Genomic DNA, 24,456 nt, shown 5'->3' on the forward strand with positions numbered 1-24,456 from the left:
AAAAAGGGCTGATACCTCGTGAGAAGTGTCAGCCCTAATTCATAAAAAATGTGGGATGTTTAGCGGACAGTAATAATAAAATATGCCAAATCTCATGGTTGTATGCTTACAAAGAAAAGGTAACTTGCACACTTTTTAGAAATAGTAGCATGCCCGGATAGAGCGGAAGCCTCGAACCTCATTTGTCGAAAAATAGGAAAAATGATGTTTTGAAGGTTAATTGTTCATATTGAGTTGTATGAAACTTCCATCCATAGAGATTTCTTCTTCATCCAATAAGTTCCTAAGTGTGTCTTTTAAATAATCGGCATCAGTGTCTGCGGTTCTTATTGATTTCAGTTCAGTAATCAAATGTTTCTTTCCATCAGACAATAGGGTTAGGATTTGTTCTTTGGGGCTTATCCGCATGTCAGGATGTTTTTCGGTCTGATGTTCGAGACAAACATCGCATTGACAACAATCTTCTGATTTTATTTCCCCAAAATACTTCAGCAACTGTCGGCTTCTGCACACTTTTCCATTTTGCGCATAGCTGATTATAGCCATGATACGAGCGACAAATCGTTCCTTACTGTCTTCGTAAACATTCTTATTGAGGATGATATCTTTCCCATCTTCTCTGTCTTTTGTGTATCGTATCAGTGGAATGTCCTTTCTTGGAATGAAATCAATGATTCTTTTTTTTGCCAAATTCTGTAATGTCAGATACGTTTGGTTGTGATCTAAACCGGCTTCTTCCGCCACATGTCCCTCGTCAATGAAGGAATAGTCCGTGAACAGACCTCCATAATTTCTGAGTAAGGAAATGATAATCTTATTCTCATAACCTGAAAGCGAGTTGAGTTTGTAAAGATCCTCTCGTCCTAACAAGAAATGCACTCTGGCTTTGGTGTCAGGGTCAGGATCGTATTCTATGTATCCCGCTCTTCTGAGAAGATGTAGCGCGGAGTTGACGCGTATGGGGAAATGCTTGAATGCAACGCAGAATTTATCTATCGGGAATTCAAATGTCATGTTGTGTCCGCTGCCCACTCCTATCTGATAAAAATAGGCCAAATGTTCATATACCTGTCGTATATATTCCTTGGGTGGGAATGTGTCGTCTATTCTTTTTCTCAATATGTTTTCATCGTGAGCCGGCGTATAGAGCAGTATGGCGTATGATTTGTTTCCGTCCCTTCCCGCACGCCCTGCTTCTTGAAAATATTCTTCAATTGAATTTGGGAAATCAACATGAATGACAAGGCGGACATCGGGCTTGTCTATACCCATTCCGAAAGCATTGGTCGCCACCATCACCCTCACTTCGCTTTTTTGCCATTTGGTTTGCCGTTTGTCTTTTATCGTAGGTTCCAAGCCGGCATGATACCATGTTGCAGATATGTTGTTATTCAGAAGCAGAGTTGCTAATTCTTTTGTACGCTTTCGGCTTCTGCAATAAATGATGGCTGTGCCTTTTACCGATTGCAGTATGTGAAGCATCTCATTGAGCTTATCTTCGGTTTTTCGCAGAACGTAAGCAAGGTTCTTACGTTCGAAACTCATTTTGAAAACATTCTCTTCCCTAAATTCCAACTGTTGCTGGATGTCTTTTATAACCGCCGGAGTAGCGGTCGCGGTTAGGGCAAGTATGGGTGAGTTCGGAACAAGTCTTCTTATTTTCGCTATGTTGAGATAAGCCGGGCGAAAGTCATAGCCCCATTGACTGATGCAGTGGGCTTCATCCACTGTTATGAAACTTATCTTGATGTGCTTGAGCTTTGCCTGGAAAAGATCTGATGACAATCGTTCCGGAGAGATATATAAAAGTTTGATGCTTCCGAAAATACAGTTTTCGAGTGTGGTAACAATTTCATTGCGCGACATTCCGGAATGGATGGTGGCTGAGAGAACACCCTGTTTTTTGAGATGATCTACTTGATCCTTCATTAGCGAAATGAGTGGTGTTATGACGATGCAAACCCCTTTCTTCGCCAATGCTGGTATTTGGAACGTTAGCGATTTGCCGCCACCGGTGGGCATGAGACCAAGCGTATCTTTTCCCAGACCGATGCTTTCAATAACTTCTTTCTGAATGCCCCGGAAGTCAGGATATCCCCAGTATTTGTGGAGGATATCCTTATAAGTCAATTTCTCTTGTTTACTCACTGATTTCGGCTCAATCTTCTTCAGACGGTCTGATGCCTTCTATTTGCAGCTGTACCGCTCCCCGCTTGAAAATATTGTCTTCTATCGTATAAGCAATGTCGAAAGAACGTTTTGATTTTATGTAGCGCGCCGACTCACTCTGTCCGAACGCAATGCCGTTCATGACATTGTTTGATTTGGAATCGACAAGCTCCAATTTGATGTGTTCCTGTTCGCGACCCACAACCTTACTCGTTCCGAAATCAAACACGTTTTTTGTGCAGAAGAGTGGCTTGGGATTTCCGGGACCAAAGGGTGCGAAACGCTTCAAGTCATTATGAAGTTTCTTCGTGATGTCTTTGAAGTCGATTATTGCATCGATATCAAGAGTTGGTTCTGTTTGTTCGGGGAGAATATGCTCATCTACATATTTCTGTAGTCTGTCCCTGAAAGCCTTTACATCTTCCCAATTGAGTGTCAGTCCGGCGGCGTAGGTATGTCCGCCAAAATTGATTAATAAATCGCTGCAACTTTTTATGGCTGAATAAATATCAAATCCTGCTACACTGCGCGCCGAACCGGTTGCCAATACACCATCTTTTGTGAGTACGATAGTCGGGCGACAATATATTTCCGTTAGCCGGGAAGCAACAATACCTATCACACCTTTTTTCCAATTCTCATCGTACAGTACGATACTGTTTTGATGTTTTTGACTTTCCAGACGTTCCACGATTTGGTTTGCCTCATCAGTCATTTGGCGATCAACATCTTTTCGCTTTTCGTTGTATTCATTGATGTGTTTTGCTTCCAATAACGCACTGGGCAAGTCGCGTTCCACCAACAAATTCACACTTTCACATCCGTTTTCCATTCTTCCGCTTGCGTTAATTCGTGGACCTATCTTGAAAATGATGTCGCTCATGGAAAGTTCCCTTCCGCTCAGACCGCAAATGTCAATAATCGCTTTCAGACCGATACTCGGATTTTGGTTGAGTTGCTTCAATCCGTGAAAAGCCAAAATGCGGTTTTCTTCTACTACCGGTACCAAATCAGCTGCTATGCTAACCGCGCAAAAATCGAGTAAGGGGATGAGCCGTGAAAAAGGAATGTTGTTATTTTTAGCGAAAGCCTGCATGAATTTAAAACCAACTCCACACCCACACAATTCCTTAAATGGGTATGTGTCATCGGGACGTTTGGGATTTAAGATAGCGGTAGCAGGAGGTAGATCATCATCCGGCACATGATGGTCGCAAATAATGAAATCTATTCCCAATCCTTTGGCATACATAATCTCCTTGTTTGCCTTAATGCCACAATCAAGTATGATTATCAATCTTACATTTGTATCTTTGGCATAGTCTATTCCCTTTTTGCTTACGCCATATCCTTCTTCGTAACGGTCAGGGATATAGTAGTCTATATTTGAATAGAATTGTCTTAAAAATTTATACACCAATGCTACAGCCGTACAGCCGTCCACATCATAGTCGCCGTAAATCATGATACGTTCTTTCCTTCCCATGGCATCGTTCAGACGATCAACGGCTATATCCATGTCCTTCATAAGGAATGGATTGATAAGGTCGGATAATTGAGGACGAAAAAACCTCTTTGCCGCACTCTCGGTATTGATACCACGCTTGATTAACAGGGATGCCAATGTAGGACTCATGCTGAGTTTTTCTCCCAATTCTTTAGCTGCGTTTGTCTGTTCAGATGTAGATGGTGTGTAGTTCCATTTGAAATGCATTTTAATTGTTTTTTAATATGCGGTAAAGGTACAAAAAAAAAGCGTAAGTCTGTGTAGATTTACGCTTTTTTAATTTCTGCTTGATAATCCTCTTTTAAGTTAGGGTTATCAGAGAAGAATGAGTTTTTATGCTGTTAAAGCCCCATCTTCTTGCGGAGATTTTCGGGGATGGCATTCTTATTCACCATGAAGTCCATCGTGTTCGCAGCGATGAAATTCTTGGTCATGTACCATACGCCTTTGTATTCGCCTGTTTCGCCCCATGAATTCTTAACCATATAGTATTCTTTACCATTCTGGTCTTTCGCGATACCGAAAATCAACATACCATGGTCATCAGTAAGTTCCCAGTTGTCGAAACGCTCTTGACGCATTTCTTGCGTTGGGGTAACTTCTGGTACGTTCATGCCAAGCTCATCAATGATGTTGCGCTTCTTGGCTGCTGAAAGTCCCAACCATCTTGCCATATCGCTGCCTTTCATGGTTTCTACCTTCTTGCCATCAACCATATAAGCCAATCCATTGCGTGTGAAGCCCGGTTCGCTAACATCACCACCCCAAGCAATGCAATAGCCATTCATTACGGCATTGTCTATGATTTGCATCATTTCGTCCATTGGAACGTTATGAGACTGCGGATTGCGCCAGTTGTCCTGTACTTCTACTGCAAATGTAGAATAGAATGGGTGGTGTGTGTAAGATGTAACTGTTACATAGTCATCCCAATTCAGTCCAAGACTTGCAGCAAATGACATGGGAGTGTATTCCTTTCCTTCATATATGAACTTCTCCGGACATTTACCCAGATAAGAATCGAGGATAGCTTGAAGTCCCGGTTTCCACTGACCGGAGATCTTGCTTGCCTTGTTGGTAGCAACAGCGTTTACGTAAGGCTCCATTACCGAGAAGAATTCGTTAAAGTTGTAGAGGGAGTCGCCCGTAAGTGAGCCGGGGAAAGGCATGATGCCCTCGGGACAGATACCATAATTCTTCATGCAGTATAGTGGGTCATAGCAAGACCCCCCTTGTGCAAATTGGGCATCGCCGTGCATGCGTACAACGGTTATGGCACGATCCATGTAAGTCTTGTTGGCTACGAAACTTTCGCAAAGGTCGTATGTCTTACCGGTTTTCTTCAGAATTTCTGCTTCAAAATAAGATAAAGTTGAATAATCCCAGCATGTACCTGAACGATTTTGGTCTTTAATACTGGTGATTGGATTTTCTTTGATTACAGTGAAAACCGGTTTGTTGTTGTTTTTCTTTGCATCCTTTTTGGGTGCCGCGTTCACGCTTGTCGCAAAAATCGCGAGCAATGCGAATACAAAAATTTTTCTCATAATTCTTAAATTTACCGGAATGTCAATTTTAGGAATAGCTTATCCGGTTGGTTAAAAATGTTGTTTAATTGATTATTATTGATTTGTTGTTTAATTCCGTTTATGTTTCTATCGGAAATCAAGCGTTCATGAATGCCTCAATGTCCTTTGGATGATAAGGAATGAGTTCTTTTCCGATAAACCGGCAACCATCTTTTGTGATGAGTAAGTCGTCCTCTATGCGGATGCCACCGAAGTCTTTGTATGTTTCGAGTTTATCGAAGTTAAGGAATTCCGCACAATGTTTCTTTTCTCGCCATTCGTCTATCAATGCGGGGATGAAGTAAATACCGGGTTCATCAGTTACCACAAAACCTTCTTGCAACCTACGTCCCATTCGAAGTGCGTTAGTTCCGAATTGTTCCAAGTTGGGGCGCGTCTCTTCATCAAAGCCCACGTAAATCTGCCCGAGTGCTTCCATATCGTGTACGTCCATGCCCATCATGTGTCCAAGTCCATGTGGCAAGAACATAGCGTGTGCGCCTGCTGTCACGGCAGCATCAGTGTTTCCCTTGGCAAGTCCGAGTTCTTTCATGCGATCAAAAATGATGCGACATACGGCAAAGTGTACATCAGCGTACTTCATGCCGGGTTTTGCCAATTGTAATGCAGCATCGTGGCATTCCACAACCACATTATAAATATCTAATTGTCTTTGCGTAAACTTTCCATTAACAGGGAAAGTTCGTGTATTATCTGAACAATAATGGTTCAGAGTTTCACCTCCACAATCGCAAAGTACCAATCTTCCGGCTTGTAACTCTGCCATGGAAGGATTACCGTGCATGATTTCTCCGTGTTGGGAGAAGATGGTTGGGAATGAAACCATTGCGCCATAAGAATTGGCGACTCCATCCACATTGCCGGCTACAAACTTCTCGGTTAGTCCCGGTTTTGTTAGGCGCATTGCCGTAGTGTGCATCTTGTAGCCGATAACGGCTGCACGTTCCAATTCTTCTATCTCTTCAGCCGTTTTCGTCGAACGCATCTTTACAATTGCGTGAATCAGCTCCAAACTTGCGGCTTCTTTTTGTTTATTGGGATGGATTCCGAGCAAATCGGATATTTGTATCTTGATGTCTGAGCGATAGGGCGGAAGGAAATGAATTTTCCGTTGCGCTTTCTGTGCTTTATCGCAAATGCTTTTAAGTTCTGCCATAGGAGCGGAATTAGCAACCCCTACTTGCTCACCGAGTTCCCTTACGGTATCTACACCTCCAAACCACACGATGTCTTCAATGTCGATATCATCGCCGATGAGCATTTCCTTATTCTCATCAATGTCTATTACACCTACAAGCCCATCTCTTTGTTGTCCAAAATAATACAAGAAAGAGGAGTCCTGACGGAAAGGAGAGTAATTATTGGCAGGTGAATTAACTGCCGATTCGTTGTTCCCGAATAAAATAATCACGCCGCTTTTTACGAGCTTTTTCAGCTCGGCGCGACGGTTGATGTACGTTTTTTTGCTAAACATATAGGTTTTGGTTGATTGTTTAGTTGCAAAGATAATGAAATTTCCATCAAAATCATTAACTTTGCATTGTATTTTACAAGATTTTTATGGAAATAAATCAAAATACGGGTTTAGTCTTAGAGGGAGGCGGTATGCGCGGCGTATTTACTGCCGGCGTATTGGATGCTTTTATGAAATATGGATTGTATTTTGATTATGTTGTAGCAGTCTCTGCCGGAGCATGCAACGGTTTATCATACATCAGCAAGCAGCCTCGACGTGCACGTGTTTCTAACATTGAGATGTTGTCAAAATACAACTATATCGGTCTGCGGCATCTTGTAACACAAGGTTGTATTTTTGATCCCGACCTACTGTACCATCGGTTTCCTTTTGAATTGGTACCTTTTGATTACGATACCTTTTTCAAAAGAGTAAATAATGGTTGTGTTTTCGAAATGGTAACAACCAATTGCAATACCGGTAGGAGTGAATATTTGCAGGAATGCAGCGGAGATCGTCACAGGCTGAATGAACTGGCTCAAGCTTCCAGCAGTCTTCCGTACGTTAGCAAGATCGTGATGATAAATGGTGTTCCCATGTTGGATGGTGGTATTGTTGATTCCATTCCGTTGCAGCGTTCCATAGTTACCGGTCATCGTACCAATGTCGTAATTTGCACTCGGAACAAAGGTTGGCGCGATAATGGAAAAGACCTCAAACAGCCAAAGTTTATCTATAAGAATTATCCTCGCTTGCGAGTTGTTTTAAGCCATCGCTTGAAAACATACAATCGTCAGTTGGATATGATTGATGAGTATGAATCCAGAGGAGAAATATCAGTCATTCGTCCCGAGAAGCCCATTGTTGTAGGGCGAATGGAAAAAGACATAAGAAAGTTGGATGACCTATATACCGAAGGATTCCAATTAGGTGAGCGATTTATTATGGATAATGAAATTTAACCTTGAAATCAATGGTTAGGCTTCATTATTACAACACTTCGTTAATTCTCATGTAAGCGTTTGAAGATGAGATAGAGTTAATTAACAGAGTGTTGTCAGATATTAGAAAATCTCATTTTAACAAGTCGGGGCGCAATTTGCGCGTGCGTTCCATGGCTTGGTCAAGTTCCCATTGTCTTATTTTGGCTTCGTTGCCACTCAACAGAATTTCAGGTACATCCCAACCTTTATAGCTGCGAGGGCGTGTATAGATGGGAGCTGACAATAGATCGTCTTGAAAACAATCCGATAAGGCACTTTGTTCATCTCCTATCACGCCCGGTACTATTCTTACGACAGCATCGGCTATAATCGCCGCGGGCAACTCGCCTCCAGTAAGCACATAATCGCCCACGGAGATTTCTCTTGTTATCAAGTGGTCCCTAACCCTTTGGTCTATGCCTTTGTAATGTCCTGCCAATATTATGATGTTGCCACCAAGCGAAAGTTCGTTGGCTATTTTTTGTGTGAAAGACTCGCCATCGGGTGATGTAAAAATGACTTCATCGTAGCTCCTTTCTTCTTTCAGAGCACTGATGCAGCGATCTATTGGCTCTATCTGCATAACCATGCCTGCTTGCCCCCCAAAGGGATAATCATCAACGCGTCGCCACTTGTCAAGGGTGTAGTCGCGGAGATTGTGCAATCTGATTTCTGCCAATCCTTTTTTTTCGGCTCTTGCCAAAATGCTTTCATGAACAAAACCTTCCAGCATCTCCGGCAATACGGTAATGATGTCTATTCTCATATTTATCGACAAAGTTACCAATTATTTTACAATATTATTTACTCCTTGGGATTTTTTTGTAACTTTGCCACCGTTTTTCAATATAATTCTTAAAAACTCATGAGAAAAATCTTTTCCCTCGCCATCTTTATGGCTGCTTTTGTAAATGTGCAAGCTCAAGACATACAGTTGCATTATGATTTGGGGCACAATTTGTACGACAACTTGGACAATCGCCCATCAGTAACCACTACTTTGGAAATGTTCAAGCCCGACAAGTGGGGTTCAACCTATCTTTTCACAGATATAGACTATAAGAATGATGGCGCGACAGGAGTCTATTGGGAAATTTCCCGCGAATTCCATCTTACCAAAGACAAAAGATGGGCTGCTCATGTTGAATATAACGGGGGTGCGGCGACAGGAGAACTGCTTGATGGATATTATGGAAATCGCTTCCAACATGCATTTCTTGCGGGTGGAGCGTGGAATTGGGCTTCTCACGACTTTTCAAAAACGTTCAGTGTGCAGCTGATGTATAAATACTATTTTAAGAACGGACACACCGGAACACATCCATTCAACGGATTCCAATTGACTGAAGTTTGGGGACTTACTTTTGCGAAAGGCAGATGTTCATTCAGTGGCTTTTGCGATGTGTGGTATGATCCTAACGTAAACGGAAAACTCATTTTGCTTTCGGAGCCACAGTTTTGGTTTAACATGAATACATTAAAAGGATGGGACAAAATAAATCTTTCGCTTGGTTCTGAAGTTGAGATTAGCAATAACTTCGTGTGGGATAATAAGGGGCGGAACAATAGATTTTATGCCATTCCCACCATTGCCGCCAAATGGACATTTTAATTCGAAGCTGCCATTAAGCTGTCAAGCCACGTAGCTTCGGCAATCCACCCGAGACAAATCACATCGTGTTGTTATCTCTCTGAGTTTCGGGCGATTGCTGTTTCGTTTACGAGTGGAAAATTGCACTTGTCAGTACAGAGGATATGTCCAGCCAATAATAGTTGGACTATCGTTGTCCACCGATGCTTAATCGTGCCATCCATCGGATTATATTTGTAAAAACTTGCGCATCAAATTATAAGAGCTTAGCTTTTGACTTTTAAAAGCTAAGCTTTTGAACAGCAAAAGCTTAGCTATTGCATCGCAAAAGCTAAGCTTTTAAAATGCCATGTGTAAGTAATTGATAATCAGACTCTAATTTTTAGCCTTCACTGACCTGTAAATTTTGTGATTCATGCTGGAAAGATAGCTGCGTTGTCGTAGGCTAAGTGAGTGAAAAAACGAGGGTTTCTTTCTGCAATGTGCCGGCTATCACTATTTAACAAAGTCTTCCACAAATTTGTCTTCTGAGATAATCGGAATATTAAGTTGTTTTGCTTTTTGATTTTTTCCAGAAAGGCTGTCAATATCGTTATTGATAAGGAAATTGGTTGATTTGGAGATGCTGCCAACCACCTTGCCACCCTGACTTTCGATGTAGGCTTTAAGCTCATTTCTGTTCTTGTAATGATGAACATCGCCCGTTACCACGAAGGTTAGTCCTTCGCAACGCATGCCTTTAGGGATAGATTCGGATTGCGAAATAATGAGTTCCGGCAGCAAGTCATCGAGTATCATGCGATTGTTTTCATCTTTCATCCATTTGACGAAACTCGAACTTTTCTCAGGACCAATGCCGTCTATTATGGAAAAAACCATAGAATCGGTTGTCGCTCTCGCGGTTTGGATGAGTTCATTCAACGAATACTCGGAGAGCAAACGAGCGCAGACATCTTTTCCAACCAATGGGATGTTGAGCGCAAAAAGCAATTGTCGGGCTTCAACAGCTCGTGCTTTTTCAATGGCTCTTAATAAGTTAGAAACACTTTTGTTGCCAAATCCATCCATGAAACGCAGTTTGTTGGCATAATCATTTAAGTGGAACAGGTCGGCATATTCGGAAACCCATCCGAGGTTGATGAATTTTTGTAGGGTTTGTTCTGACAATCCATCAATGCTGATTCCTTCTTTCGAGACGAAGCGTGCAAATTTTTTCAACTGCTTCGCCGGACAATTCACGTTGGTGCAATGGAGTGTTTTCGTTCCGCTGTTTTCACTTTCTTTCACTTCTGTTTCTGCTTTACAAACAGGGCATGTGTCGGGAATAGTAAAAACTCCTTTTCTCTCCTTCACCTGAATGACTTTCGGGATAATCTTATTGGCTTTGATAACAGAGAGAAGCGACCCTTTACCGCCAATCCCCAGACGTTCGCATTCCGAGATGTTGCAGAGGCTTGCTCGTTTCACGGTTGTTCCTTCTAAATCCACCGGATTGAATACTGCGACAGGCGAGATGGTGGAGGCTGCGCATGACCATTCAATATGGTCGAGTTGCGTTTCCACACTTTCATCCTGCCACTTGAAAGCATACCCCGCGCGCGTGGCATGATGTCCGGTGATGCTTCCTCCGGCGGCATATTCCGTATCGTCAAACGAGACGACAAGTCCGTCGACAGGATAGGGATTGATGCGATGGGTTACAAGTTCCGTCCATTTGTTTACCACCTTATTAATATTGTCGGTAGAAGGGGCTTTTATCAGTTCGTGCTCAACAGTATTGAATTTATTTGCTTCCAAAAATTCCATGCGTTCTCCCCATGACCTTATATCTTTCTCACAATATACCAACGTGAAAGGTATCCATCTGATTTTTCGTTCCTTCACTTCGTTTATTTCTTTCAGGGTCAGAGATCCGGAAGCCAAGTTGCGCGGGTTGGCATATTCCTCATCTGCCTCCATGTTGAATTGTTCAAAATCGGCATAACTGATTACGGCCTCTCCTCGAATTACAACATGTCCTTTCTCCGCAATGGCAGGGTTTATACCCTTGATGGCAGGGGCAAGATGAGTAATGTTCGTACCAATATGCCCATTGCCGCGAGTTACGACTTTGGTGAGTTGTCCGTTGTCGTAGGTAACGACCAGTGTCAGCCCATCGAGTTTCCACGAAATCCATATCGGTTTTCCTTCAGCCCACTTCGCCAGTTCTTCCGTCTTCTTGGTTTTCGCCAGCGAGAGTGCCGCAAACTCATGTTGTTCTTTCGCTCCTGCTAAGTTGTCAGCACTCACGTTTGAGGTAGGAGAATCCGGTAAGACAATGCCGGTCTCCCTTTCCAATTCCTTGAGTTCATCGAAGGCTGCATCCCATTCATGGTCAGACATGATTTCACTCCGTCCGTTGTAATAGGCGTCAGACGCTTTGTTCAGCCTCGTTACGAGAGATTGCATTCGTAGTTCTTGTTCGCTTTGCATAATCATAGAAATTAATTGAAGTCGTTATGGGCAGAGGTATTTAATAAATGGTGTATGTTCCACCATCGCTATCACAATATTTCCGCAATAAATCTTGAATAAATTCTGCATTGTCCCTTACGGCTTTTTCATTTCCATCGTACCCATTGATGAGGACTACAAGGTGCGATGTGTCAATGGCTATCTTTGTGCGCTCGTTGTCGGAAGTGGGTGTGCCCACGCCTCCTGCCGCATCGCGATATACGGGCAAGCCATGAATGTTTATCATTCCTCTTCCTATTCCCTCGTAGGGTTCGCCCTCTTTTCCAATGCCCAACGTGAGCTTACTGCCTTCAAACTTATCGGCATCGAAACCGCCAATGCTGTAGCCGAATGCGATAGACGCAAGGTTAATGAGATCGACAAGTGTGTTGATTTGATAAAGTTCTTTTCCTTGAAGCATTCTTCGGATGAGCGATTCCGCAGCCGGACGATATCTCGAAGGATCTTTTCCGCACTCGCGATAAACTTTGCGTGTAGCTGCTATTCCCGATAATTCCTTTAAGCTTTCTGTGGTTAATCGCTCTTTGTATCGCGCGGCATAGGTATGAATCTCATCCCAAAGAGCAGGACAAAACTTTGAGTTTTTCACTTGCGCGTCCACACAAGCACCAATGAAGTTCGGACATACCTTTTCTATTTCTTTGCTTACTGTAACCTCCATATCTTTTCTATTAATAACTTGTCGGCTTCCGTCCAATTCAAGGAAGGAAATTCTTCTGTGGCCAGCCATTTTGCGTCCAAATGCGCAAGTAACTTGAAGTTGTTGTTGCGTGCAAGACATTCGTATGCTTTTAGATGGATGATAAAGTCGGGATATTCATGTTCTATTGTTCCAAGCTTTCTGCCCACGAATATGTCCCAATCCATTTCTTCGCGTATTTCCCTTCGCAAAGCCTCGTAGTCGTTTTCGTTATCTTCTACTTTTCCACCCGGAAACTCCCAATGTTCAGCTGTGTAATCGGGACCTTTACGGAGCCTTTGTGTGCATAAATACTTGTTACCATCACGCATGATGGCACAGACCACATTTATTCTTTTCTTTTTCATGATACTGTGATTTTGCTACAAATATACTATAAATTTATGAGAAATTCCAATCCTTATTCTATTTTTCCCATACTATTTATGTCTTACTCATAACTTTTGTGTACCTTTGTCGTCAAATTAAATTTAATAAAAATGTCAACACTATCAATTTCAATTATTGTTGCTTTTGTATTAGGGTACGCCCTGATTGCAATGGAAAGCCTGACAAAAATCAATAAGGCTGCTATTGCCTTACTAATGTTTGTATGCTGTTGGACACTTTACATGATTAATCCGGCATCTTTCATACAAATCATGCATCCCGACTTTAAGGGTGTAGGTCAAGAAGTTATTACGTTTGTCAATGAAGTCATTACACGTCATTTGGGTGATACGGCAACGACTTTGTTTTTCTTAATGGGAGCCATGACCATCGTTGAGATAGTGGATCAAAATGGCGGCTTCAATTGGGTGAAAAATGTCATGCAAACCAAGTCGAAACGCAGTTTGATGTGGCGCATAGCTTTTATGACCTTTATACTCTCTGCCATACTCGACAATCTTACGACGAGTATTGTAATGATTATGATTCTGCGGAAACTCATTCGCAACCATAACGATCGACTGATATATGCTTCTTTGGTTATCATCGCTGCCAATTCGGGAGGGGCTTTCTCACCGATAGGGGACGTTACAACCATTATGCTGTGGAATGCGGGAATGATTACCGCTGTGGGAGTTATTTCGGAAATCTTTATACCATCATTGGTGTCGATGGTTATTCCGGCTTTCATCCTTCAGTACATGTTGAAAGGCGACATGGAAAGCGATGTTGAAAAGATAGTGGAATCTGAAGTGTCTGATGAGGAATTTGGAAGCAAGCAGCGTAAGGTAATTTTTATTGTTGGTGTGGGAGGTCTTTGCTTTGTACCTATATTCAAGTCCATTACCCATCTGCCTCCGTTTGTGGGTATATTACTCGTCCTTAGCGTCTTATGGACGGTAACAGAGCTATTCTATCGTCATTTGCATCGAAAGAACGGAGGCAATCAAAATTTCGCTAAACGTGTTTCCAATATCATGCGCAGAATAGACATGTCCACCATCCTCTTTTTTCTTGGCATTTTGATGGCAGTCGCTTGTTTGCAGGAAATAGGATTGTTGACACAGATGGGTGGTTCCTTAAATGATATATTCAATGAGAACCACTATGCGGTAACAGGAATTATAGGTGTGCTTTCATCCATTGTGGACAACGTGCCATTAGTAGCCGGTTGTATGGGTATGTATCCCATTCAGGCTGCCGGGGATATGGCAGTAGATGGCATCTTTTGGCAGTTGCTGGCTTATTGTGCAGGTGTGGGAGGTTCCATGCTGATTATTGGCAGTGCTGCCGGAGTAGTCGTAATGGGTTTGGAAAAAATCACTTTCGGATGGTATATGAAGAAGATTACATGGATAGCTTTCGTGGGCTATATTGCGGGGATTCTCAGTTATTGGGTTATTCGCAATTTCCTTTTAACCACTCCGCTATAAGTTTGTCGCAGTATAGAGGTCGATAGATTTCTTTATTAATTCTATACCCAAAAGGCGCACTCCCATTGTCTTGGAAGTCTCCTCTTGGGTATTTTTTTTAACGAAGATATACGAGTAAGTTTTTTTTGATTAATTATGATACAGGAATATCAACTTAGGGTTACCCCACAAACAGCTTACAACGAACAAAACATTAAAGCGTTTCTTGCCCGGGATAAGGGATTGGATGCGAGAACCATCCATGCGGTTCGCACATTGAAAAAGTCAATAGACGCCCGACACAGGGATATATATATCAACTTGAAAGTGCGGGTTTATATAAACGAAGAACCTACCGATGATGTTTTCGTGAGAACTGAATATGCTGATGTAAGTTCCGCTCCTGCTGTAATAGTCGTAGGCGCGGGACCCGGTGGGTTTTTTGCCGCACTTCGTCTCATTGAATTAGGCTTGCGCCCCATCGTGCTTGAGCGAGGGAAATCTGTTCGAGAACGCAATAAGGATTTATCCTTGATTTCTAAAACTCAGAAAGTAAATCCCGAATCCAATTATTGTTTTGGAGAAGGAGGAGCCGGTGCAAACTCTGATGGAAAACTCTACACTCGAAGTAAGAAGCGAGGTTCGGTGGAGAAAATTCTGAATGTGTTCTGTCAGCATGGAGCCTCTCCTGCCATATTGTCGGATGCTCATCCTCATATTGGTACGGATAAACTCCCGAAAGTGATTGAGAATATGCGAAATACTATCCGATCGTGTGGGGGAGAAGTATATTTTCAAACAAAGATGACCTCCTTTATCATCGATTCCAACAAAGTTATTGGGGTTCGTGCCAAGACGGTTTTCGAGAGCGACATCCAAATTGAAAAAGTGTTTCATGGACCGGTCATACTTGCCACAGGTCATTCTGCTCGTGATGTGTATCGCTATTTAGCGGAAAGCAAAGTTGAGATGGAGCCTAAGGGAATAGCCGTGGGAGTGAGATTGGAACATCCATCGCAGCTTATTGACCAAATTCAGTATCATAATAAGACAGGTAGGGGAAAATATCTCCCCGCCGCTGAATATTCTTTTGTAACTCAGGCGCGCCAACGAGGTGTTTATTCGTTCTGTATGTGTCCCGGGGGCTTTGTTATTCCTTCCGCATCGGGACCACGGCAAATCGTTACCAACGGAATGAGCACTGCCAATAGAGGTTCCAAATGGTCAAATTCGGGAATGGTGGTACAAGTAAATCCTGATGACCTGCCGGGTAATGACTTACTTAGGATGCTTACTTTTCAAGAACGCATGGAACAAGACGCATGGCAACAGGGCAACATGCGGCAGACTGCTCCGGCACAACGCATGACTGACTTCGTAAACAAGCGCTTGTCCTATGATTTGCCCTCATCAAGCTATACGCCGGGGTTAATATCAAGCCCATTGCATTTTTGGATGCCACCTTTCGTTACCATTAGATTGCAGGAGGCGTTCCAAACCTTTGGAAAACAGGCTCATGGTTTTCTCACCAAGGAGGCTTTGATGATAGCTGTCGAAACGCGAACAAGTTCTCCGGTGCGTATTCTCAGAGAACCTGACACCCTGATGCATCTGCGATTGCGCGGACTTTTTCCCTGTGGCGAAGGAGCCGGGTATGCCGGAGGAATTGTCAGTGCGGGTATGGATGGAGAACGATGTGCTGAGATGGCGAAATTATATGTTGAAGCATCGCTGACTGACATCAAAAAACAGATAATGAAATAATACTCCCCCACTATATCATCTGTCTATGTAGGCTAATGTCTTGCACCATCAGGCACGAATAGATAGAGATTTTATCTTATTATTTCCTTATGAATTGTTTTATCTCGAGGCTCATAGCATTGGCATGCATGAGCCTCGAGATGGTAAAAGCATGAATGGATCAGTATTCTCCCCAAGCCTTGATATCGATGGTATCGAGGCTGTTGTTGCAAAATGCCGTGATGAACGCGCTGGCAAGACGGCTATTCGTAATCAATGGTATGTTCAGGTCGATGGTGGCACGCCTGATTTTATAGCCGTTGGTCAGTTCGCGAGGCGTGAGGTCTTTGGGAATGTTCACTACCATGTCTATCTTCTTCTCGTGCAAGAGGCTGAGTGCCTGTGGCTGCATACCCTCATCAGAGGGCCAATAAACCAATGTGTTATCCACGCCATTCTCCGTCAAGAACTTGGAGGTGCCTCCGGTTGCGTAGAGGTTATAACCATGGTTGCGCAACATTTTTGCCGCGTCGAGCATTTCGGCTTTTTGCTTTGCACCACCTGTGGAAAGAAGAATATTCTTCTTCGGAATGCGATGCCCCACCGAAAGCATGCTCTTCAGTAAGGCGGTTGAAGTGTCATCGCCAAGGCATCCCACCTCGCCGGTGGAACTCATATCAACGCCCAAGACTGGGTCTGCCTTTTGCAAACGATTGAAAGAAAACTGACTTGCCTTTATGCCCACATAGTCAAGATCGAAGAGGTTCTTACTTGGCTTTTCCACGGACACGCCTAACATTACCTTCGTGGCAAGGTCAATCAAGTTGAGTTTCAAAACCTTGCTTACGAATGGGAAGGAACGGCTCGCACGAAGGTTGCACTCAATGACCAAAATATCGTTCTCGCGTGCCATGAATTGTATGTTGAACGGACCATTAATATGCAATGCCTTTGCTATCTGCCGACTGATGCGTTTCACGCGGCGCACGGTTTCCACGTAGAGTTTCTGTGGGGGGAACTGTATGGTGGCATCACCGGAGTGAACTCCGGCAAACTCGATATGTTCGGAAATGGCATAAGCAAGTATCTCTCCGTCCCTTGCCACTGCATCCATCTCAATTTCCTTAGCATGCTCAATGAACTTGCTGACCACCACAGGATGATCCTCGCTAACATTGGCTGCCAACCGGAGGAACTTCGTCAGCTCATCCTTATTGGAGCATACGTTCATCGCTGCACCTGAGAGGACATAGGAGGGACGTACAAGAACAGGAAATCCTACCTTATCCACGAATTCGTTGATATCGTCCATGCTCGTGAGTGCACGCCATTCGGGTTGGTTAATGCCTCGTTCGGAGAGCAGCGAGGAAAACTTGGCGCGATCTTCAGCATTGTCGATGTCCTTTGCCTTTGTTCCAAGAATGGTAACGTTCTCGGCATCAAGATACATGGCAAGATTATTGGGAATCTGTCCGCCTGTAGAGACTATCACGCCGTGTGGACTTTCAAAATCGATGATGTCCATAACACGCTCGAAAGTAAGTTCATCGAAATAGAGGCGGTCGCACATGTCATAATCGGTGGATACAGTCTCCGGGTTGTAATTGATCATGATGGAACGATAGCCCTGCTTGCGAATGGTATTTAAGGCTTGGACGCCACACCAATCGAACTCCACGGAACTTCCAATGCGATAGGCTCCCGATCCAAGAACGATGACGCTGTTGCGGTCGTTCACAAATCTGATGTCGGATTTTATGCCCGAATAGGTAACATAAAGATAGTTGGTTTGGGCAGGATATTCAGCGGCGAGGGTATCGATTTGCTTTACCACGGGAAGAATACCATAACTCTTGCGTAGCTTGCGAACAACGAGCATCGCTTGATGCATGTTCTTACACTCTTCCTCCAACCCAACGGCGCGGGCGATTTGAAAGTCGGTGAACCCATATACCTTTGCTTCACGCAATTGTTCCTTGTCCAAAGTGTTGATATTGTGTGCTTTCAGTCCCTCATCAATATCAATGATGTGCTTGAGCTTGTTAAGGAACCAACAATCTATCTTTGTCAGGTCATGGATTTGGTTCACGGTATAACCTTTATGCATTGCCTTTGAGATGACAAAGACGCGTTTGTCTGTGGGTTCACGCAGAGCTTCGTCGATGTCCGGGATTTGCAGTTCCTTGTTCTCTACAAAACCATGCATACCCTGTCCTATCATTCGGAGACCTTTTTGTATGGCTTCTTCAAAGTTCCTACCAATTGCCATGACCTCGCCCACCGATTTCATGCTTGATCCTAATTCCTTGTCCACGCCACGGAACTTGCTCAAGTCCCAACGGGGTATCTTACATACAACGTAGTCGAGTGCAGGTTCGAAGAATGCCGATGTTGTTTTGGTAACGGAGTTCTTCAGTTCAAAGAGTCCGTATCCCATACCGAGCTTTGCAGCCACGAAAGCCAAGGGATAGCCTGTGGCCTTGCTTGCCAAGGCCGAGGAGCGCGAAAGGCGGGCATTTACCTCGATGACCCGGTAATCCTCGCTTTGTGGGTCGAAAGCATACTGCACATTGCACTCGCCCACGATACCTATATGGCGCACGATGCGAATGGCAAGCGCTCTAAGCTTATGATATTCGCTATTGGTAAGGGTTTGCGAGGGTGCTACCACAATCGACTCTCCTGTATGGATGCCAAGGGGATCGAAGTTCTCCATGTTACAGACCGTGATGCAGTTATCGTAACGGTCGCGCACCACTTCATATTCTATCTCTTTCCATCCCTTAAGACTTTTCTCCACCAAGACTTGTGGCGAGAAAGAGAAGGCTTTCTCGCAGATTTTGTCGAGTTCTTCCTCATTATCGGCAAAGCCACTTCCCAAGCCACCCAAGGCATAGGCAGCTCTGATGATGACGGGATAACCGAGCGTTTTTGCTGCTTCGCGCGCGCTTCGTATATCTTCGCAAGCCTCGCTCTTAATGGTCTTTACGTCTATCTCGTCCAGCCGTTCGACGAACAGTTCTCGGTCTTCTGTGTTCATGATGGCTTCAACGGGTGTTCCCAATACCTTTACATTGTATTTTCGCAACACTCCCGAACGGTCAAGCTCCACACCACAGTTAAGTGCCGTTTGCCCACCAAAAGAAAGAAGAATACCATCCGGCTTTTCCTTCTGAATGACACGCTCTACAAAGTAGGGCTGTATGGGTAGGAAATAAATTTGGTCGGCTACCCCTTCTGATGTCTGAACAGTTGCAATGTTTGGGTTGATAAGCACTGTGGAAATACCTTCCTCGCGCAATGCCTTTAATGCTTGAGAACCAGAGTAATCGAATTCTCCCGCTTCACCAATCTTTAATGCGCCTGAACCCAATATCAGGACTTTCTTTATTGATTCGTCTCTCATTATTTCAGTGCTCCTACAAATTTGTCGAAAATAAATTCAGTATCCATGGGTCCGGAACTTGCCTCCGGGTGGAATTGCGAACTGAACCAAGGATGAGTCTTATGCCTGATTCCTTCATTGCTGCCATCGTTCATATTCACAAAGAGTTCTTCCCAATCCTTATCAAGCGTCTTGGCGTCCAGGGCGTAACCATGGTTCTGAGAGGTTATATAGCACTTATTCGTACCCACCATGCGTACCGGCTGATTATGACCACGGTGTCCGTATTTCAGTTTATAGATGGTAGCTCCGGCAGCCTTTGCCATCAATTGATTACCCATACAGATGCCGCATATCGGCTTGGAACCGGCATTCATCTGCTTACGGATAATGGCAACGGCATCGGCGCACATATCAGGATCGCCGGGTCCGTTGGCAAGGAACAATCCATCATAGTCCATCCCTGTATAATCATAGTTCCATGGAACGCTAATTACTTCTACATTCCTGCTGACCAGTTCGCGAAGGATGTTTGCCTTTACTCCACAGTCCACGAGAATCACCTTCTTTCCGCCACCTTCATTATACTTTATGATTTCTTTCGTTGAGACAATATCTACGAAGTTCACTCCCTCATAATGAGCTTCGGGAATGTTGTCAGGCTCGTCGTCAAATATTATCTTGCCCATCATCACACCATGCTCGCGCAACACCTTCGTAAGCTCGCGAGTATCGATGCCGGTGATACCCGGGACATGTTCCCTCTTCAACCAGCTTGCCAAACTCTCCACGGCGTTCCAATGTGAATAAGCCTCACTATAGTCTGATACAATAAGGGCAGAAACATATATCTTGTTGCTCTCCATATAAGATGGAATTTTGTTTTGCTCTATTGTAAACGGTGGTACACCGTAATTACCAACTAAAGGAAAGGTCATTACAAGCATCTGACCGGCATACGAAGGGTCGGTCAGACTTTCGGGATAGCCCATCATAGCTGTGTTAAACACCACCTCGCCGGCTACTGGGGCATCATAACCAAATGACTTTCCATGAAATTCAGTACCGTCATTTAAGACTAAAGTTACATTTCTCATTATATTATATAATTGCTTGATTCCGAATTATTCTTTGCTATAGACATTTTCATAGTAATTTATGAAAGCCTGATTAACGTGCCGCATACCACCGGACGTGGGATAATCCCCTGTAAAATACCAATCTCCCTTATGATTGGGGATAGCTTCATGCAGTCCCTCGATGCTTTGATACACTAAATCCACAGGAGTTGTCATACCATCGGGACGCAACATTTCCACTATCTTTCTATTGATTTCATCTATAGAGAAAGGGGAATATACCTTACGAACGGCATTGTTGATAGTTTCGCCTTGCCCTTTGCTCACTTCTCGTTTACAATCCTCATAGACCTCATCCAACAGCCGACCTTGTTTACGTTCCTTTATCAGCTCCACTGTTGCCCGGAAAACACAAAACTCTTCCAATCGCGGCATATCAATACCATAATAATCAGGATAACGGATTTGCGGAGCACTGGAAACAATGACTATCTTCTTGGGATGCAATCGGTCGAGGATGCGCAATATACTCTCTTTCAACGTTGTTCCCCTTACGATGGAGTCGTCGATGATGACAAGATTATCTTCATAAGGAACGATACTCTCATAGCTGATGTCATACACATGGGATGCTAAATCTCTTCTCGAATTGCCCTCAGTAATAAAAGTACGTAACTTAATATCTTTCCATGCCACCTTCTCAGAACGAATCGACTGATTGAGTATGGTTGATAGTTCGTCTTCCGAGGGCTGATGTCCCAAAGCCTTGATACGTTCCACCTTTTGTTCGTTGAGCCAAAACTTAAGTCCCTGTAAAAGACCGTAGAATGCGACTTCTGCCGTATTTGGTATAAACGATAACACAGTGTGAGACGTGTCGTAATCAATGGATTGCAAGACATTTTGAGTGAGCTGCTCTCCCAACTTCTTTCGCTCTTTGTAGATGTCTCTATCCGACCCTCTTGAAAAATAAATACGTTCAAATGAACAGGCAGCATCACCTCTTTGCTCAATAATCTGTTGCAAACAACATTCCCCGCTTTTATTTACGATGAGAGCTTCACCGGGATGAAGCTCACGCACATCTTCACAAGACAAGTCGAAAGTGGTTTGAAGAACAGGACGCTCACTTGCTAAGGCAACTATCTCGTCATTCATATAATAAAATGCCGGGCGAATGCCCCAAGGATCCCTTATAGAAAACATCTCGCCCGAACCTGTAATGCCACAGATGACATATCCGCCATCGAAAGCGTGCATGGTGGTCTGAAGAACATTTTTCATATCAACATGGTCTTCGATGTATTTTGTTATATCCCGCTTTTCAAGTCCTTTCTTCTTCGCGGCAACAAAATTTCTTTCCACCTCTCTATCCAATCGATGCCCCATCAACTCCAATAAGATGTAAGTGTCGCTGTAAATGCGCGGACATTGTCCTTGCTCGGTCAGCTTCTCAAAAATCTCATCGATATTGGTCATGTTGAAGTTGCCACACAGGGCAAGATTTTTAGCCTTCCAATTGTTTCTTCTCAAAAAAGGATGCACGTAAGATAATCCGCTTTTGCCGGTTGTGGAGTAGCGAAGATGTCCCATATAAAGCTCTCCGGCAAAAGGAATTTCTTTTTCGGCAAGAGCAGAGTCAGCCATTTGGGCTTCAGAATAATGCTTATAAGAGTGATGAACATTGGCAAATATTTCTGTTACGGCATTCTTTCCTTCAGCTCTCTCACGAAACATATACTCATGTCCGGGATCGGAACAAAGTTTCACGGCCGCCATACCGGCACCTTCCTGTCCGCGATTGTGTTGTTTCTCCATCATCAGATAGAGCTTGTTCAAAGCATACCTCCATGTACCATATTTCTTCTGATAATAATCGAGAGGTTTCAGCAGCCTGATCATGGCCACGCCACAATCTTCATGTATCTCTTTCTCCATTAGGTTATGTTTATTTTTTCATAAAAAGATTACTCTACAGTTACCGATTTCGCAAGATTTCGGGGTTGATCAACATTCTTACCTTTGCAAACTGCTATATGATATGCCAACAATTGCAGGGGAATTGTAGCAAGTAGTGGTTCCAAACATTCCAAGGTGTCGGGAAGTTCTATAACAGAATCAGCTATCTTTGAGATGGTCGTGTCTCCTTTTGAAACCAAAGCGATGACTCTTCCCTGCCTTGCCTTAATCTCTTGTATGTTGCTTCTTACCTTTTCATACATCGCGTTGTGTGTGGCAATTGCAACAACCGGCATATCGGAATCTATCAACGCGATAGGACCGTGCTTCATTTCTGCTGCCGGATAGCCTTCTGCGTGGATATAGGATATTTCCTTTAACTTCAATGCTCCTTCCAAAGCGACCGGGAAACTAAATCCTCTGCCGAGATACAAGAAGTTGCGAGCGTATGTGAACGTCCGAGCCAAATCTGCCACGAGGTCGTTGGTCTTCAACACTTCCGTTATCTTATCCGGCATGGACGTCAATTCCTTTACCACCTCCACATATTTATTATGCGAAAGGGTGCCTTTGGCGTTTGCCAATGCCAATCCGAACATGGTCAAGACTGTAACCTGACCTGTAAAGGCTTTGGTGGAAGCAACTCCGATTTCTGGTCCTACATGGATATAAGTTCCGGTATGGGTCGCACGAGGAATGCTCGAACCTATTGCATTGCATATTCCATAAATAAAGGCTCCTCGCTCTTTAGCAAGTTCTACCGCCGCAAGCGTGTCGGCTGTTTCGCCGCTTTGCGACAAAGCTATCACCACGTCATCATGAGAGACCACCGGATTGCGATACCGAAATTCACTGGCATATTCCACATCAACCGGAACGCGGCAGAACGTCTCTATGATTTGCTTTCCAATTAATCCGGCGTGCCAACTTGTTCCACAAGCAACAATGATAATGCGCTTGGCGTTCACCAAGTTACTGCGGTAATCTATCAGCGCGCTTAGGGTTACATTGTCATGCTCTACGTTTATCCTTCCTCGCATACAGTTTCTCAAACAGTCAGGTTGCTCAAATATTTCCTTTAACATGAAATGAGGATAACCGCCTTTTTCTATTTGACCAAGATTCACATCAACCTTCTTAACCTCAAGCGAGAGTTTCTCATTATCTATATTGACAACCTTCAGTTCTTCTCCAAGTTTCATTACGACAATATTGCCATCATCGGGATAAACCACCTTGTCTGTATATTCCACTATCGGACTGGCATCCGAACCTAAGAAGAACTCTCCATCACCAATCCCCACCACCAGCGGACTTTGCTTGCGTGCGGCAATGAGGGTGTCGGGATGCCGTTTATCCAAAATGGCTATGGCATAGGCCCCTATCACCTGGTGCAAAGCTATTTGAACGGCGGAGAGAAGATCGGTTTTCTTTTGAGTTTGAATGTATTCCACTAATTGCACCAATACTTCCGTATCGGTATCAGAAAGGAATTTAACCCCATTCGCCTGTAATTTCTTCTTTATCTCGGCATAATTTTCAATGATGCCGTTATGGATGATGGCTAAATTTTTAGACTGTGAATAATGCGGATGCGCATTGGTGGAAGAAGGTTCGCCATGTGTTGCCCAGCGAGTGTGGGCAATACCAATGGTACCTTCTATGTTTTTTTCCGCACAATAAGCCTCCAAATTCGAGACTTTTCCTTTTGTTTTATATACACTCAGATTGTTATCACTACTCATCAGTGCTATTCCGGCACTATCATAGCCGCGATATTCCAATCTTTTCAATCCGTTTATTAATATTGGATAGGCTTGTCGCTTTGTTCCTATGTATCCTACTATACCACACATAAATAAAAAATCTTGAAATCTAAAATAAAAATTAATACTTGCTCTGAAACGAACTAATGAAAATCACCAAAAGCCATGAGAGAA

At 43.6% G+C, this 24,456-nt stretch carries 16 protein-coding genes; 4 read left to right on the plus strand and 12 right to left on the minus strand.

The genetic code is table 11. The annotated features are described in order from the left end of the window. Positions 1-216: 216 nt before the first annotated feature. The 4 genes from ETF27_RS00330 to ETF27_RS00345 all read right to left on the minus strand — a co-directional run bounded on the left by ETF27_RS00330 (position 217) and on the right by ETF27_RS00345 (position 6,739). Complete coding sequence (locus ETF27_RS00330; RefSeq protein ID WP_130829743.1) at positions 217-2,130, minus strand: RecQ family ATP-dependent DNA helicase; 1,914 nt, start codon at positions 2,128-2,130, stop codon at positions 217-219. 28 nt (positions 2,131-2,158) lie between these two features. Further along, entirely contained in the window at positions 2,159-3,883 is a 1,725-nt protein-coding gene (recJ, locus tag ETF27_RS00335; protein ID WP_130829313.1) for a single-stranded-DNA-specific exonuclease RecJ, read from the minus strand. Between the two features lie 134 nt (positions 3,884-4,017). Continuing rightward, on the minus strand, positions 4,018-5,223 hold the full coding sequence (locus ETF27_RS00340; RefSeq protein WP_130829314.1) for a C1 family peptidase: 1,206 nt from the start codon (positions 5,221-5,223) through the stop codon (positions 4,018-4,020). A gap of 118 nt (positions 5,224-5,341) precedes the next feature. Next, entirely contained in the window at positions 5,342-6,739 is a 1,398-nt protein-coding gene (locus ETF27_RS00345; protein WP_130829316.1) for an aminopeptidase P family protein, read from the minus strand. A gap of 86 nt (positions 6,740-6,825) precedes the next feature. Here ETF27_RS00345 and ETF27_RS00350 point away from each other — a divergent pair, with 86 nt between their 5' ends. Next, a complete protein-coding gene (locus tag ETF27_RS00350; protein WP_130829318.1) occupies positions 6,826-7,683 on the plus strand; it encodes a patatin-like phospholipase family protein in 858 nt (285 codons plus the stop codon). Between the two features lie 112 nt (positions 7,684-7,795). On the opposite strand, the gene trmD is transcribed toward ETF27_RS00350, so the two are convergent. Beyond that, on the minus strand, positions 7,796-8,470 hold the full coding sequence (gene trmD, locus ETF27_RS00355; RefSeq protein ID WP_130829320.1) for a tRNA (guanosine(37)-N1)-methyltransferase TrmD: 675 nt from the start codon (positions 8,468-8,470) through the stop codon (positions 7,796-7,798). Between the two features lie 99 nt (positions 8,471-8,569). Here trmD and ETF27_RS00360 point away from each other — a divergent pair, with 99 nt between their 5' ends. Beyond that, positions 8,570-9,316 (plus strand): nucleoside-specific channel-forming Tsx family protein, encoded by a 747-nt coding sequence (locus ETF27_RS00360; protein WP_130829322.1) that lies wholly within the window; start codon positions 8,570-8,572, stop codon positions 9,314-9,316. A gap of 474 nt (positions 9,317-9,790) precedes the next feature. On the opposite strand, the gene ligA is transcribed toward ETF27_RS00360, so the two are convergent. Genes ligA through ETF27_RS00375 form a run of 3 tightly spaced genes read right to left on the minus strand, consistent with a single transcriptional unit; the run spans position 9,791 to position 12,856 of the window. Continuing rightward, positions 9,791-11,767 carry an NAD-dependent DNA ligase LigA gene (gene ligA, locus ETF27_RS00365; protein WP_130829325.1) on the minus strand — a complete coding sequence of 659 codons (1,977 nt, stop codon included), beginning with the start codon at positions 11,765-11,767 and terminating at the stop codon, positions 9,791-9,793. Positions 11,768-11,807: 40 nt separating this feature from the next. Then, complete coding sequence (locus ETF27_RS00370) at positions 11,808-12,470, minus strand: B3/B4 domain-containing protein (RefSeq protein WP_130829327.1); 663 nt, start codon at positions 12,468-12,470, stop codon at positions 11,808-11,810. Next, positions 12,455-12,856: a (deoxy)nucleoside triphosphate pyrophosphohydrolase gene (locus tag ETF27_RS00375; protein WP_130829329.1), complete on the minus strand. Its 402-nt coding sequence runs from the start codon at positions 12,854-12,856 to the stop codon at positions 12,455-12,457. The genes ETF27_RS00370 and ETF27_RS00375 overlap by 16 nt, the downstream gene beginning before the upstream one ends. Before the next feature lie 132 nt (positions 12,857-12,988). Between ETF27_RS00375 and nhaD the strand changes: the two genes are divergently transcribed. Further along, complete coding sequence (nhaD, locus tag ETF27_RS00380) at positions 12,989-14,371, plus strand: sodium:proton antiporter NhaD (protein ID WP_130829331.1); 1,383 nt, start codon at positions 12,989-12,991, stop codon at positions 14,369-14,371. 135 nt (positions 14,372-14,506) lie between these two features. Next, positions 14,507-16,114, plus strand: a complete 1,608-nt coding sequence (locus ETF27_RS00385) for an NAD(P)/FAD-dependent oxidoreductase (protein ID WP_130829333.1) — start codon at positions 14,507-14,509, stop codon at positions 16,112-16,114. 160 nt (positions 16,115-16,274) lie between these two features. Here the strand turns inward: ETF27_RS00385 and carB are convergent, their stop codons facing one another. Genes carB through glmS form a run of 4 tightly spaced genes read right to left on the minus strand, consistent with a single transcriptional unit; the run spans position 16,275 to position 24,372 of the window. Next, positions 16,275-19,499: a carbamoyl-phosphate synthase (glutamine-hydrolyzing) large subunit gene (carB, locus tag ETF27_RS00390; RefSeq protein WP_130829335.1), complete on the minus strand. Its 3,225-nt coding sequence runs from the start codon at positions 19,497-19,499 to the stop codon at positions 16,275-16,277. Continuing rightward, positions 19,499-20,575, minus strand: coding sequence for a glutamine-hydrolyzing carbamoyl-phosphate synthase small subunit (gene carA, locus ETF27_RS00395; protein ID WP_130829336.1), 1,077 nt, complete (start codon positions 20,573-20,575; stop codon positions 19,499-19,501). Before carA ends, carB begins: the two co-directional genes overlap by 1 nt. A 27-nt stretch (positions 20,576-20,602) precedes the next feature. Next, complete coding sequence (locus ETF27_RS00400; RefSeq protein ID WP_130829338.1) at positions 20,603-22,495, minus strand: amidophosphoribosyltransferase; 1,893 nt, start codon at positions 22,493-22,495, stop codon at positions 20,603-20,605. Between the two features lie 29 nt (positions 22,496-22,524). Beyond that, complete coding sequence (glmS, locus tag ETF27_RS00405; RefSeq protein ID WP_130829340.1) at positions 22,525-24,372, minus strand: glutamine--fructose-6-phosphate transaminase (isomerizing); 1,848 nt, start codon at positions 24,370-24,372, stop codon at positions 22,525-22,527. Positions 24,373-24,456: the final 84 nt, after the last annotated feature.

The organism is Prevotella brunnea, from assembly GCF_008016795.1.
GTDB lineage: Bacteria > Bacteroidota > Bacteroidia > Bacteroidales > Bacteroidaceae > Prevotella > Prevotella brunnea.

Excerpts from the sequence above, each read along its gene's own strand:
- recJ (WP_130829313.1), bottom strand. The coding sequence starts at position 3,883 with ATGCATTTCAAATGGAACTACACACCATCTACATCTGAACAGACAAAC.
- ETF27_RS00340 (WP_130829314.1), bottom strand. The coding sequence starts at position 5,223 with ATGAGAAAAATTTTTGTATTCGCATTGCTCGCGATTTTTGCGACAAGC.
- ETF27_RS00345 (WP_130829316.1), bottom strand. The coding sequence starts at position 6,739 with ATGTTTAGCAAAAAAACGTACATCAACCGTCGCGCCGAGCTGAAAAAG.
- ETF27_RS00350 (WP_130829318.1), top strand. The coding sequence starts at position 6,826 with ATGGAAATAAATCAAAATACGGGTTTAGTCTTAGAGGGAGGCGGTATG.
- trmD (WP_130829320.1), bottom strand. The coding sequence starts at position 8,470 with ATGAGAATAGACATCATTACCGTATTGCCGGAGATGCTGGAAGGTTTT.
- ETF27_RS00360 (WP_130829322.1), top strand. The coding sequence starts at position 8,570 with ATGAGAAAAATCTTTTCCCTCGCCATCTTTATGGCTGCTTTTGTAAAT.
- ligA (WP_130829325.1), bottom strand. The coding sequence starts at position 11,767 with ATGCAAAGCGAACAAGAACTACGAATGCAATCTCTCGTAACGAGGCTG.
- ETF27_RS00370 (WP_130829327.1), bottom strand. The coding sequence starts at position 12,470 with ATGGAGGTTACAGTAAGCAAAGAAATAGAAAAGGTATGTCCGAACTTC.
- ETF27_RS00375 (WP_130829329.1), bottom strand. The coding sequence starts at position 12,856 with ATGAAAAAGAAAAGAATAAATGTGGTCTGTGCCATCATGCGTGATGGT.
- nhaD (WP_130829331.1), top strand. The coding sequence starts at position 12,989 with ATGTCAACACTATCAATTTCAATTATTGTTGCTTTTGTATTAGGGTAC.
- ETF27_RS00385 (WP_130829333.1), top strand. The coding sequence starts at position 14,507 with ATGATACAGGAATATCAACTTAGGGTTACCCCACAAACAGCTTACAAC.
- carB (WP_130829335.1), bottom strand. The coding sequence starts at position 19,499 with ATGAGAGACGAATCAATAAAGAAAGTCCTGATATTGGGTTCAGGCGCA.
- carA (WP_130829336.1), bottom strand. The coding sequence starts at position 20,575 with ATGAGAAATGTAACTTTAGTCTTAAATGACGGTACTGAATTTCATGGA.
- ETF27_RS00400 (WP_130829338.1), bottom strand. The coding sequence starts at position 22,495 with ATGGAGAAAGAGATACATGAAGATTGTGGCGTGGCCATGATCAGGCTG.
- glmS (WP_130829340.1), bottom strand. The coding sequence starts at position 24,372 with ATGTGTGGTATAGTAGGATACATAGGAACAAAGCGACAAGCCTATCCA.